Origin of the sequence: Brevibacillus sp. HB1.4B, from assembly GCF_013284285.1 — a bacterium.
GTDB lineage: Bacteria > Bacillota > Bacilli > Brevibacillales > Brevibacillaceae > Brevibacillus > Brevibacillus porteri.
The window spans coordinates 145,199-158,449 of sequence record NZ_JABSUT010000006.1 but is presented as its reverse complement, the minus strand read 5'-3'; the positions used below and the strand labels follow the sequence as shown (position 1 = coordinate 158,449).

Below are 13,251 nucleotides of genomic sequence, written 5' to 3'. Positions count from 1 at the left end.
TCTTCCATGATCCATGAAATGACGTTTCAATTACGTACTACTGATTTCGCCAAAGGACTAGCCTGGTACCAGAGCTTTTTGCAAAGAGAGCCGGATTTTGTTCCTCATGAAGGATTTGCTGAGTGGGAAGTCCTGCCTGGTTGTTGGCTGCAGCTGGCAGAGGGGACGCCAGCGGAAGGAAGCGGTCCCGTGCGATTTGCCGTGGTCGATATCGAGACGGAAAGAGAAAGACTGATCAAAGAGCTGCAAATCGAACCGTTTGAAATTTTCCAACGGGAAGAAGTACCGGTCAAGTGGGGGACGTTTGCCGATCCATGGGGGAATCGCATTGGTCTTTTCGAGTACTTGGATCCTACTGAAAAAGAGGAAAAGTTAAAAAGGCTTGCGAAGCTATAGTAAAGTCAAACCTCAAAACAATGAAAAAGTCCCTTGCCAATGAGAGCGGCAAAGGGACTTTTTGTGGAGAGATGTGGATTGATTATCGTTTTACAAACGTAAACGCTTGTTTTACTTGGTCCAGAGACATCATCAGAGGGATGAATTTCTTCCCTTCTTTGCTTGCTGGGTCAAATACTGTGTCTTGTGGCAAGCTTGCTACATATACCGTGTTGGTTGCTTGGTTACGTGCAATTTCGTAGCCGACTGGTGGCTCGTCCGGGTTGTTCAATTTCTTCCAGTCATTCAGGTCAAACGCGGTGATAACCACAACAGGTGTACGATCTTCGGCTTTCTCAGCATTGAAGATGAAGCGGGTTACACTCTTTGCTTCTGGCAAGTATTCGTCTGCATTTGGGCCAGTTTTTTCTTCAACTAAGATGTTGCCGTTCCAAGATTTTGGACCTTTAAAAGCAAAGGCAGAGTCTTGGCTTTTGAAAGTATCATGATAGACTTCGAGAGGTTTTACAGCTGGTTCGAAGTTGGCACTCATCAATTCCCATTTGGTTTGGTTCCACTTCCATTTGGATTTGAGGTAGCCGCGAACATCTGCATTGTAATCACCAGTCAGACGCTCTGTGCCTTCCAGTACGTAGAGACCATTTTTGTTGAGATCGATTGGTTTCAGTTCTACGAAGTCCGCTCCGACTACACCTGCTTTGTTTTTATCCAGACCTGGCAGGCCGAGTTCTTTCGCTTTTCCATCCTTAATGTTGTAGATGTGATTGGTTGTGTAGCCACCGCTTCCGCCAGTGCTTGCAGTAACCATGATCTCGCCTTTTTTATCGTAAGTGAAATCTTGAACGGAGAGCTTCGGCTCGTAGCCGTCGTCCTTCACGTCGATGTTAAAAGATTTCTTCGTTTTGCCATCTGTTACTTTGATAGTGAGGTCCTTCACGTATGGGCTGTTTTTCTCTTTTTTCCCGTACAGAACGACTGTGTCTGCGGTCTTGTCACCCGTTACGTCTGCTGTTTTTTTCGTAATCTCTTGCAAGCCTTTTGGTGTAGCAGTTGTGTTGCTTGCATCTGCTGTAATTGCATACCCTCCAGTGAAAAGTACGGAAGTAAGTACAGTTCCTGTTACGAGTTTGTTCAAGTGTTTCATGTGTTTCATGTGATGAATCTCCTCCCCAGTCTTGCTGACTGATCATGATGTAATGTGTAGTGTGCTGTATCTAGTGCTTGTCCTTGCTACACGTTCATTATGTACGATAGTGTGGATGCATTGGTTACAGACTATCGACATAAATCCTACAAATCAGTAACAGGTAAATGTTAGTGGGCTAGGAGGTTGCTCGCTTCTAGGATTAATGACCGAGAAAATATATTTGATTTTAGACAGACCTGTCTGTATACTAAGTCCAAGGAGAGCGGATGCTCCTCCACCAATATTCAACAAACGAAGGGAAGATCGACCATGAGCAAAGACATTCGACCACCGTTTACAAAGGAGTCTGCATTGGCAAAAGTGCAGTTTGCTGAGGATGCCTGGAATTCTCGCAATCCGGAGCGGGTATCTTTGGGATACTCCGTTGATTCCAATTGGCATAATCGCACAGAATTCTTTACCGGCCGAGAGGCTATCAAGACGTTTTTGACAAATAAGTGGGCTAGAGAGCTGGACTACAAACTTAAGAAGGAACTTTGGTGCTACACGGACAATCGGATTGCAGTGCGTTTTGAGTACGAATATCGTGATGCAAATACAGGTCAGTGGATGCGATGCCATGGAAATGAATACTGGGAGTTTGCCGAGGATGGCCTCATGAAGAGACGGGATATGACGGGGAATGATTTTCCTATCAAAGAGGCGGATCGTAAATTCAAATAATGGTTTGAACTATAAAAAAGAAAAAGGATGATAAAAAATGAGTAAAGACATTCGACCACCGTTCACACTTGAATCCGCGTTGGCAAAAGTAAAATTTGCCGAAGATGCTTGGAACTCTCGCGATCCGGAACGCGTGTCACTAGGGTATACCGTTGACTCCAACTGGCGCAACCGCACAGAGTTTTTTACAGGTCGCGAGAATATTAAAGCTTTTTTGACGAAGAAATGGGCAAGGGAGCAGGACTATAAACTCATGAAAGAGCTTTGGTGCTACACGGACAACCGGATTGCGGTTCGTTTTGAGTATGAGTACCGTGATGCAGAAACTGGTCAATGGATGAGATGCCATGGGAATGAGCTTTGGGAGTATGACGAAGACGGTCTTATGAGAAGACGAGATATGAGTGGAAATGATTATCCGATAAACGAAAATGATCGGCGTTACAAATAATCCTCGGGAAATAGCAGCGTGTTCCTGAACCACCGGAAATGAGGTGAAAACGATGACAGTATATTACAAAACAGAAATTGTGGACGGTCTCGCCATTTTTTATCGGGAGGCTGGGAATCAAGAGAATCCGACCATTTTGTTGCTCCATGGGTTTCCATCTTCTTCTCACATGTACCGCAACTTAATTGCCGAGCTCTCTAATGAATACCATATCATTGCACCTGACTATCCTGGTTTCGGTAACAGTGATCAGCCTTCTATGGCCGACTTTGCCTATACCTTCGACAATTTGGCCGATGTTATGGACGCATTTGTCGAGCAGCTCCCATTGAAGAAATACAGCATTTATGTCCACGATTATGGGGCGCCAGTCGGATTCAGATTGGCTATCAAACATCCAGAACGAGTCCAAGCCATTATCTCTCAAAACGGAAATGCATACGAAGAAGGCTTGCTATCTTCGTGGGCTCCCGTACGGACGTATTGGGAAAATCCAGCTGATGATGCCTCTATCAACAATGTTTTAGGTCTGCTGAAACCTGAGTTCACAAAACAGCAGTATGTAAACGGGACACGCAACCCGGAAAAAATCAGCCCAGACAGTTGGAATTTGGACCAATATGTGCTGGAGCGACCTGGGAATAGTGAGATCCAGCTTGCCCTGCTCTATGATTATCAAAACAATTTGAAACAATATCCGAGTTGGCATGAGTATTTCCGGACCTACCAGCCTCCGACATTGGTTGCTTGGGGAAAAAATGATATGTTCTTTGGTCCGGATGGGGCGTTGGCTTACCAAAAGGACTTAAAAGATGTTGATGTTCATCTGCTCAATACGGGTCATTTTCCTTTGGAAGAGGATTTGGAAATCAGCGTAGCGTTAATTAAGCGATTTTTAGGTGAGCGAATAAAGGAATTGGAAAACGGCGTGCAATAACAGCTGAACGGTGACCCGTGGGATGGGCTCTTTGAAAAACTGGCTCTCTTGCGGGTCCGTTCAAAGATTTTTATAGATCATGAATAACACGTATACTCCAGTTGGATCAACAAATGAATAAAATGGGACTTTGCATACGCAAAATAGATGTAATCCACCAAAAGACTAATAATGGAGGAGCCATATGAAAGCGAGCGACCTTGTGGTGCAATGTCTGGAGGCTGAGGGAGTTGAGTACATTTTCGGCATCCCGGGTGAAGAGACTATTGATCTTATCGACTCCTTATTGCGGTCATCGATTCAATTTGTAGTTACGCGGCACGAACAAGGGGCAGCCTTTATGGCAGATGTGTATGGTCGACTCACGGGAAAACCCGGCGTGTGTCTCGCTACGTTGGGGCCTGGCGCGACGAACCTGATTACAGGTGTAGCTAATGCTCACTTGGACCGCTCGCCATTGATTGCCATTACTGGTCAGACAGATCGTAGCCAGCTGCACAAAGAATCACATCAAAATATAGATACGATACAATTATTCAAAGGAATTACAAAATACAATCAGCAGATTTCATCCGCCCACACAATTCCAGAGATCATCCGTAAGGCGTTTGCTCTGGCAACAACCGACAGTTTTGGCGCTGTGCATCTGCAGCTGCCTGTAGATGTTGCTCGGGATACGGTAGTCGGCTCACCACTTCCCATTGGAAGAAAAGCAAAAGTTTGTCCCGACAAGTCCTCGCTGCACACAGCCGCTCAGTTAATCATGGAGGCAAAGAGACCAATCATCCTAGTAGGCAACGGTGCGGTTCGTAGTCGAGCTTGGAAAGAAATTCGACAATTAGTAGAGAAAGCGAATTTGCCATTGGTCAATACTTTTATGGCCAAAGGTTTTCTGCCTTTCGATCACCCGCTTAATCTGTTCACAGTCGGCGGAAGTTTCGATCCTGATGGTTTGCTTCCTCTGCATGAAGCAGATTTGGTAATCGCCATTGGATTTGATTTTGTTGAATTTGATTCGAAATTCTGGAACGAGGATAAATCGCGTAAAGTACTGAGTATTAATACCACCTACGCTGAAACTGATGCTCATTTTCCCGTTGAATTAGACCTTGTGGGTGATTTGCGAGAAACGATTAAGGCATTATCGAACCTGTTAAATCGGAGGCCCGAACCTGTAGACTATGAGAAGATTCGTGTACGTAGAATGAAGAAGTTGCGGGCCATCCCATCAGAACAGGATCTGCCTCACAAGGTGATGTGGACCTTAAGCAAAAAGCTGCCGAAGGAAAGCATCGTGATTTCTGATGTCGGCTTGCATAAGATTTGGGTATCATTCTGGTACCAGCCAAAACTTCCAGGGCAAACGATTATTTTCAACGGTCTTGCATCAATGGGAGCATCGCTGCCTGGCGCTTTGGCAAGCTGCTTGGTCAAGCCAAACTGTCCTGTGGTTATCATAACGGGAGACGGTGGCTTTCTAATGAATGCTCAGGAGCTCGAGACCGCAAAGCGCTTGGGTCTGAGCTTTACTATCATCATCTTTAATGACCAGCGGTATAGCTTGATAGAGAAGCACCAGTGCAATGCCAATCTAGCGGTTACACAGATTTCTTTTACCAATCCGGATTTTAACCTTTTTGCCCAAAGCTTTGGAGTTGCGTACAGACGTGTTACAAATACAGAGGAGTTTCCTCAAGCTCTTACAGAGGCAGTAGATAGTGGAGAACTGAATTTAATGGAGATCGTTATAAGGAACCCAATTAGAGAGATAAAATAACGTTATTCGCAGAAGAAAAGCCGAAAAATTAAATTTGAAATTATATATACTTGTCTGTATAGTAATGGCGTGGAGACAGAAGGATGAGGGGGGACAAAATAATGAGTGACTTCATTTTAGAACAATTAGGATTTGCTCGACGTCAAACGATTAATTATGTGAGAGAAATGAATGACCGCGATGCTGAAATCATTCCTGTTGGGTTGAAAAATAGCATAAAATGGAATGTAGGACACATATATGTCGTTCAAGAAAAATTCGCTTTTCAACTTTCTGGAAAAGAAGTTCAAATGCCCTCGAATTTCAAGACTTTATTTGACCCAGGAACTCAGCCTTCTAACTGGGATATTAAACCTCCAGCATTGTCAGAGCTGATTGAACTATTGACGGCGCAAATGCTAAGGATCGAATCGACACTTTCGAACAATTTGAAAGAAGCGGTAGAGCCTTCCTATAAATCATCTACTGGACTTTCTTTCACAACAGTTGAGCAATTACTTGGCTTTTCCCTATACCATGAGGCAATGCACTTTGCAACGATCAAAAATATTGGGAAATTAATCGCCAACCTTCGCGTTCATTAATAGAGGAGGAGAAGGCATGAGACAAAGAAAAAAAGAGCAAATACTGGATGTTGCCTCATCCTTGTTTTATAAACAAGGAATTACTGCTACGGGGGTCGATCAAGTTGTAGCAGAATCCGGAGTAGCCAAAATGACGCTGTATAACAACTTTCCTACTAAAGAGCATTTGGTGATAGCTTATCTTGAGACAAGAGATTCCCTTTGGAGAAACTGGTTCGAAACTACAGTTTATAAGAAGGAAGTTACCCCGTCGGAGCGTTTGGTTGCTCTATTTGATACATTAGAAGAGTGGTTCTTGCAACCTGACTTTCGTGGGTGTTCCTTCATAAATACGGCTGCAGAATTTAATGAACCTGCTCATTCGTTCCATCAAGTATCTTTAAGACATAAGTCACTATTAAAAAATTTTATCAAAAAACTTGTTCAAGAAGCTGGAGTACAGGAGGAAGAGGAACTGGCCAATGCGTTGTATCTTTTGATAGAAGGCAGCATTGTTACTGCAATGATCGAGGGAAATCACGAAGCAGTTCATCATGCTCGCAAAACGGCTCAGAAGCTCGTAAGTATCTTTCTAAAAGAAGCATCAAGTGGCGTGGAAGAGGGTATTCATTAAAAATCGGCAGACATCGATTTTTATTAATGCCATATCCATAAATGGTAGTTTTTACATTACATTCAGGATGAAATCGACTAGAGGCCTATGCATTGTGATGCTGGCCTCTAATAGTACCCATTGATAAGACCATCGCCCTTAGTGATGGTTTTTTGCTCTGGCTTTTCATTGTTGATAAAATAAAAGAATGCAAGTAAAATGATTGAATGCTCAAACGGGCCGCGGTTCGTAAACTCCCGCGTTATCAAAACTAGGAGGAAATCATATGTTTAATTTTTGGATCGGAGTGCTTTTTGCTTTGGTGAACTTCGGGCTGTTCCTGCTCTGCTACCGACTGTTCGGCAGAATGGGACTGTACGCGTGGATCGGGATGGCTACCGTGCTAGCCAACATCCAGGTGGTCAAAACAATCGAGATGTTCGGCTTGGTCATGACGCTCGGCAATACGATTTATGCTTCTATTTATTTGGTAAGCGATCTATTGAACGAGAAGTATGGGGAAAGAGAAGCGAAAAAAGCCGTATGGTTCGGCTTCTTTACCTTAATTGCGGCAACGATCATCATGCAGCTCGTGCTGGTGTTTGAACCACAGGAAACAGATATTGCCCAAGGTTCCTTAGAGACGATTTTTGGCTTGATGCCAAGAGTGGCATTGGGTAGCTTGTGTGCGTATTTTGTCAGCCAATTTGTCGACGTGAAAATCTATTCGTGGCTGAAGAAAAAATGTCCAGGCCGTAATCAGCTCTGGATTCGCAATAATGGAAGCACGCTCTTCAGTCAATTGCTCGACTCGGTCACCTTTTGTACGATTGCCTTTTTGGGAGAATTCCCGATGGACGTATGGTGGCAAATCCTGTTGACTACCTACCTGATCAAGTTTGTCGTATCGGCAGCTTCGACGCCGGTTCTTTATATCGCACGCAGCTTGAAAGTGGACGAAAGCTAATTGACAAAAACAAAGAAAAACCGCCAAGGACGATGGAGCTTGGCGGTTTTTGTTTTTACAAGTTTAGAAGGATTATACAAACTTTACATCAAATTTACATAAGGTTCAGGTTATACGTTTACCATTTCATAGTAGATACTTCCGAATGATGTGAGGAGGAATGATGCAAGAATGTTGAAAAAAAGAGGAAATGCTTCCAGATGGCCGAAGCTGGCGCTAATGGCCGCGGTCATGATGGGAACTGTTTTACCGACCGGGTGGATGCCACAGGCAAAAGCCGCGCGGGCTGATCATGTGGTGATCAGTGAGGTGTATGGGGGTGGGGGAAATTCTGGCGCCCATTACAAGAACGATTTCATTGAGCTGTACAACCCGACAGACACAGCTGTTTCACTTGTAGGGTGGTCTGTTCAGTATGCTGCTGCTACTGGACCCAGCTGGAACAAGACCGATTTGACAGGAAGCATAGCTCCCTATGGTTTTTATTTGATTCAGCAAGCAGCAGGAACGGGCGGTGTAGCAGACCTCCCTGCTCCTGAGGTTACGGGAACGCTTGCAATGGCTGGAGCACAAGGAAAGGTCGCATTGGTTAGCCATGCTACGCCTTTAACCGGGGCGGATGTATCCTCTCAACCAGGTGTTGTAGATATGGTCGGATACGGAGGAGCAAATGCATATGAGGGCAACTCTCCTGCACCAGCTACTTCAAACTCGACCAGCGCCCAACGCATAAGTGACGCCAGCGGTATCGTACCGAACGGAGGAAATGGCTGGGATACCAATAACAACGGCAACGATTTTATCACAGGAGCACCTACCCCGAAAAACGCACAAAGCCCAGTAGAACCACCGCTACCAACAGATGCGACCGAAAAGCTGAACGCTACAGAACTTATTTTTGATCATACTGATCCTATCCAAGCAACAATTCGCGGCTATGTCGGTCAAGGGCGGACTATTAAGGTTTATGCGAGTCAGCCTACAGGAACAGGTAGCGACACTCCTTTGGCACAACAAGATTCGGATGCTTCCGGGTTAATCGAGCTGACTTTTACCAATCCCGATCCAAATGCGCAGGGAGTCTATCTGACTGCAACGGAAGGGAGTAAGAAAGAGAGCACGAGTATCGAGCTGAGGCCAGCGGTAGCCAGCACAGCTTTGATCCAGGGAAAAGTCAGCCTGCAAGTCGTGAATGGTGTGGGCGAGCTGCGAGGAGAAGCTGGAGCGGCAGCAGGGAATGCGATACTGCGCGCATACGATCCGCAAAAACAACCGCTTTTGCTTAGTAATAAAGAAACAGGAATCGCACAGGCAAACGGGTCATTTTCCTTTACGATTCCAAACATCGATCAGCTGGATCATATTCTCGTAACGCAGCAAACAGCTGGGGAATATGGCAAGTCGTTTGAGAGTCAGGAAGTCAACATCACCAAGTCAGCCTTGGGTTCGACGACGATTGCTGAAGCAAGAAACACCCCTGTAGGAACGAACGTGATTGTCGTCGGAACGGTGACGGCGATGTTTGAGGCGGGCGGACAAAACAACGTCTATTTCCAAGACGATACGGCGGGACTCGTCCTTCGTGCGCCAGGATTGACTGGCAAAATTGAAGTAGGAGACAAGATTCGCGCTACCGGAAAAATGAATGACTATAATGGGCTGGCACAGCTCGAAGCAGCTACTAGCAACGTGGAAATCTTGCAGAAGCAGGCGGGCGTGCCTAACCCACAACTGGTGATTTCTACTGATTTTGCGGCTGCTACAGGAGAGGCTTTGGAAGGTAAGCTGGTGACGGTAAAAGTAGTCACCGTCAAATCAGTAACGAGCGGCAATTATACGCTGGAGGATCAGCACGGCAAGTTTGTGTCTCGTCCTGCTGCCACTCTTCCGCTTCCAGTGAACAAGAGCTATGCCGCTATTACAGGCGTGGTCAACTACGATCGCAATGAATACAAGCTGGTTCCGCGCACTGCCGCTGATCTCGTAGAGGACGAGAATAAAGTCCCTATGGTTACAGCGAGTCCAGCAGGTTCTATGGTGACACAGGGAACAAAAGTCACGCTTTCAACGACGATGGCTGACGCCACGATCTTCTATACGATTGATGGTTCAACGCCGAGCAGGGATAGCCAGAAGTATACGGGTTCGATCCAGATTGATGCGGATACGACCGTTTCAGCCATAGCCGTCAAGGATGGTTACACAGACAGCAATGTAGCGACCTTCCGCTACATGATTCAAAAAGAAAACATTCGCATTCATGACATTCAAGGAACGTCGCACCGATCATCGATGGCCGATGGAACAGTGAATAATGTTCCGGGAATCGTAACGGCTATCGTCAGAAGCGGCAGCAATGTACAAGGCTTTTATATGCAAGACCCGCAGCCGGACGCAGATCCATTTACCTCGGAAGGCATTTATGTTTATGAGCCAAAAGCAGCGGTCAGCCCGGGCGATGAAGTAACCGTTAGCGGAACCGTCAAGGAATACGTGCCATCGAACAGAGCGGGTACAGACCTCACGCAGACGCAAATTGATGCGACCAACGTTGTGATCGGCGCTAGAAAGGCACTCCCAGACCCACTCATCCTGGGCAAGGACAACTATGAATATCCGAAAGGAATCATCGACAACGACAGTCTCGGTAAATTCGATCCAGACCAAGACGGCATCGACTTCTGGGAAAGTCTCGAAGGCATGCTGGTGCAGATCGACAATCCAATCGTAGTTGGCGAAACCAAGACATTTACCAATCCACGTGCAACGGAATTTGTCGTCATCGATGATCAAGCCCATCCGAGTCAGCCACGTACACCAGCCGGTGGAGTGGTGCTAGCGGCAAATGATTTTCACCCTGAGCGTATCACGGTATCGGACAAACTCGAATCGATTGCCGGAGAGGTAAAAGTCGGCGACAAATTTGACGGCCCACTGGTAGGCATCATTGACTACAGCTTTGCGAATTACAAGCTGTTCCATACAAAACCATTTACGGTACAGGCAAGCCATTACGAGCAGCCAGTGACGAGTATTTCCCCAAAGGAAGACAAGCTGACAGTCGCTTCGTACAACATCGAGAATTTTTCGGCTAATACCGATTCTGCCAAAATCAATCGCATCGCCGAGACGATTGTGGACAACATGAAGGGGCCGGATATCATCGGTGTGGTGGAAATGCAGGACAATAATGGGCCAACGGACAATGGGCAAACAGATGCTACACAGTCTGCGGACGCATTGATCAAAGCAATTGAAAGCAAAAACGGCCCGACTTACCGATACACCGATATTGCGCCACAGAACAATCAAGATGGTGGACAGCCAGGAGGAAACATCCGAGTCGGTTTCTTCTACAATCCAGAACGGGTACAGCTGGCAGAAGGAACGCCAGGAAGTGCGACAGATGCGGTGCAAATCGAGAAAAGAGATGGCGTGGCGCATCTTTCTCTCAATCCAGGGCGGGTAGATCCGACAAACGAGGCGTTTGCTTCGAGCCGTAAGCCACTGGCTGCGGAATTTGTTTTCCAAGGTGAGCCTGTCATTGTCATTGCCAACCATTTTAACTCCAAGGGTGGAGATCAAGCGCTGTTTGGAAAAGATCAGCCGCCACAGCTGGTGAGTGAAGTACAACGCATGAAAATTGCCCGTGTGTTAAACAACTTTGTAAAAGAAATCCATGCGGCTGAAGCGAAAGCAAATGTTGTGGTGCTGGGTGATCTCAACGATTTCCCGTTTTCGAATCCAGTGCAGGAATTGGCAGATGGCGTTTTGACCAATATGGTGGAGACACTGCCAAAGGGTGAGCAGTATACGTACGTGTACCAAGGGAACTCCCAAGTCTTGGATCAAATTTTGGTTAGCAACCATTTGGAGGACGACACGAAGGTTGATATCGTTCACATCAACGCTGGCTTGACTGAGAGAGAGGGACGTGTGAGTGATCATAATCCTGTCCTTGTACAGCTGGACTTGAAGGATCGTGGCACGCCGGAAAGAACAGCACAAGAAGTGGCAGAAAGCATCACGCAGCTCACACAGCCAGCAGCGGGTGAGACGCGCTTGAAGCTTCCAGAAGTACCTTCAGGCTTTACCATCGCGATCAAGTCGTCTAGTGATCCAGCGATTATTGCGCAGGACGGCAAAATTACGCCGCCAAATCGCCAGACGAATGTAGACCTGATTTTGGAGGTCACACGAACATCCGACCAATCGACAGCAGTGACGAAAGCATTGACCGTGCTGGTTCCAGCTAAGCCGGACTCACCACCGCCAGTTACACCGCCGGACAGAACACCGACACCGGACTCGCAGCGAGATTTGAATAAGCAAGCAGCTCAGGTCATCTCCGCAAGTAACGAGGAGAACGCCATTTTAGGACAGGTGGATCAAGTACTCAGCCATTTGGAAAAACTTCTAGATGCCCAGCAGTGGACGCCGACTGAGAAATGGGAGACAGTCACTGATACGATCGCGACTGTACTCGAGGCAGTGGCTGAGCAGGCCGAGCGAGGAACCATCAGCGAAAAGGCACTCCAAGAAGTGACGAAGAGCTTTTTGGACAAAGCATTTGACCCGCTTACAGAAGAGGGCATCGAGGATGAAGAGATTGCCCGTCTGGCACTTGCCTCCTTGACGAGCTTGGCGAAAACAGCGCTGGAGCCGCTCGATGAAAAGGATATTTCCAAAGAGGTAGCCAAGCATGTCCGTACACTGGCGGAAAAGCTTTTGAAAAAGCTTGGCACTATCGTCATTGAAGATGGGGATGAGATCAAGGCAGATGACGAACAAGTAGATGAACTTCTGGACATACTCGGGGAATTCATGAAAGCAATAGAGTCCGTGAAAGAAAAAATCGGCTTTGCTCCGGTGTTGTTCATTCAGGTGGAAGAAAGCGATGACGATGCGAACGACACGCGTTCTCGCAAGGAAGAATCTGATCTGACGGTGACGCTGGAACAGCAGCTGGTTGAACAATTGAAGAAAAAAGAGGTAGGCATCCGTGTAACTTTGGACAGCGAAGCATGGGTAGAGGTGCCGGGTGCATACTTTGCTGCTGAGCGTGCACGAGAGTTTGCCCTCTCCCTGACAAAAGCAAATGAAAACGGCTGGAAGGGCGTGCCGAACCCGGGTGAAGCTTATCAATTGCAAGCGTGGAGCAAGGGTAAAAAGCTGACAAGCCTCGGAAAAACAGGCTTTACACTCGGGCTACCCATCGCTGAAGATGCAAGCGAAAAGCTCCAAGCCTACTCGTACCGGAGTAATATGTGGAGGCCAGCTATAGGACTGAAAGGAAAACCAGTCAAAGTGGTAAAAGAAGGCGATGTAGGGATCTTTACAGTAGTGACGGCTTCCTCTTATGTAGTTGGTGAGACTGCCCTGAAAAGAATCGAGATCAAACCGAAGTCTCTCAAACTAGCACAGGGTGAGGAAGCACAGCTCGAAGTTACAGCTATTCTCGGGAACGATGCAGAAGAAGACGTTACGGATGCAGAAGGAATCGAGTTCAAATCGAGCAAGCCCGATCAGGTAGAGGTGGATGAAACAGGTCGGATTCTCGTTTTGGAGGATGCCAAACCAAAGACGAGAGTAACCATCACGATCAGCTATGCTGGCAAGACAGCCAATGTAACCGTTACGGTTAAGTAGCAAGAGAAAAAAACGGGTTGGGAGATAG

10 protein-coding genes are annotated in these 13,251 nt (G+C 46.6%); 9 read left to right on the top strand and 1 reads right to left on the bottom strand.

What is annotated here, in order from left to right:
- The first annotated feature begins 6 nt into the window (after positions 1-6).
- A complete protein-coding gene (locus tag HP398_RS16455; protein ID WP_069846182.1) occupies positions 7-396 on the top strand; it encodes a VOC family protein in 390 nt (129 codons plus the stop codon).
- Between the two features lie 82 nt (positions 397-478).
- Here the strand turns inward: HP398_RS16455 and HP398_RS16450 are convergent, their stop codons facing one another.
- Positions 479-1,549 carry a hypothetical protein gene (locus HP398_RS16450; RefSeq protein ID WP_069846179.1) on the bottom strand — a complete coding sequence of 357 codons (1,071 nt, stop codon included), beginning with the start codon at positions 1,547-1,549 and terminating at the stop codon, positions 479-481.
- Positions 1,550-1,852: 303 nt separating this feature from the next.
- Between HP398_RS16450 and HP398_RS16445 the strand changes: the two genes are divergently transcribed.
- From HP398_RS16445 to HP398_RS16410, 8 genes are all read left to right on the top strand, one after another.
- Positions 1,853-2,266 carry a nuclear transport factor 2 family protein gene (locus HP398_RS16445; protein WP_106839119.1) on the top strand — a complete coding sequence of 138 codons (414 nt, stop codon included), beginning with the start codon at positions 1,853-1,855 and terminating at the stop codon, positions 2,264-2,266.
- A 37-nt stretch (positions 2,267-2,303) separates the two neighbouring features.
- On the top strand, positions 2,304-2,717 hold the full coding sequence (locus HP398_RS16440; protein ID WP_017247339.1) for a nuclear transport factor 2 family protein: 414 nt from the start codon (positions 2,304-2,306) through the stop codon (positions 2,715-2,717).
- A 52-nt stretch (positions 2,718-2,769) separates the two neighbouring features.
- Positions 2,770-3,654, top strand: a complete 885-nt coding sequence (locus tag HP398_RS16435; RefSeq protein ID WP_173623143.1) for an alpha/beta fold hydrolase — start codon at positions 2,770-2,772, stop codon at positions 3,652-3,654.
- Positions 3,655-3,838: 184 nt separating this feature from the next.
- Positions 3,839-5,431, top strand: coding sequence for an acetolactate synthase large subunit (locus HP398_RS16430; protein ID WP_173623142.1), 1,593 nt, complete (start codon positions 3,839-3,841; stop codon positions 5,429-5,431).
- 101 nt (positions 5,432-5,532) lie between these two features.
- Complete coding sequence (locus tag HP398_RS16425) at positions 5,533-6,015, top strand: DinB family protein (protein ID WP_173623141.1); 483 nt, start codon at positions 5,533-5,535, stop codon at positions 6,013-6,015.
- Between the two features lie 16 nt (positions 6,016-6,031).
- Complete coding sequence (locus tag HP398_RS16420; RefSeq protein ID WP_173623140.1) at positions 6,032-6,628, top strand: TetR/AcrR family transcriptional regulator; 597 nt, start codon at positions 6,032-6,034, stop codon at positions 6,626-6,628.
- A 265-nt stretch (positions 6,629-6,893) separates the two neighbouring features.
- Positions 6,894-7,574, top strand: coding sequence for a queuosine precursor transporter (locus tag HP398_RS16415; protein ID WP_173623139.1), 681 nt, complete (start codon positions 6,894-6,896; stop codon positions 7,572-7,574).
- Between the two features lie 171 nt (positions 7,575-7,745).
- Positions 7,746-13,223, top strand: coding sequence for a chitobiase/beta-hexosaminidase C-terminal domain-containing protein (locus HP398_RS16410; protein ID WP_173623138.1), 5,478 nt, complete (start codon positions 7,746-7,748; stop codon positions 13,221-13,223).
- Positions 13,224-13,251: the final 28 nt, after the last annotated feature.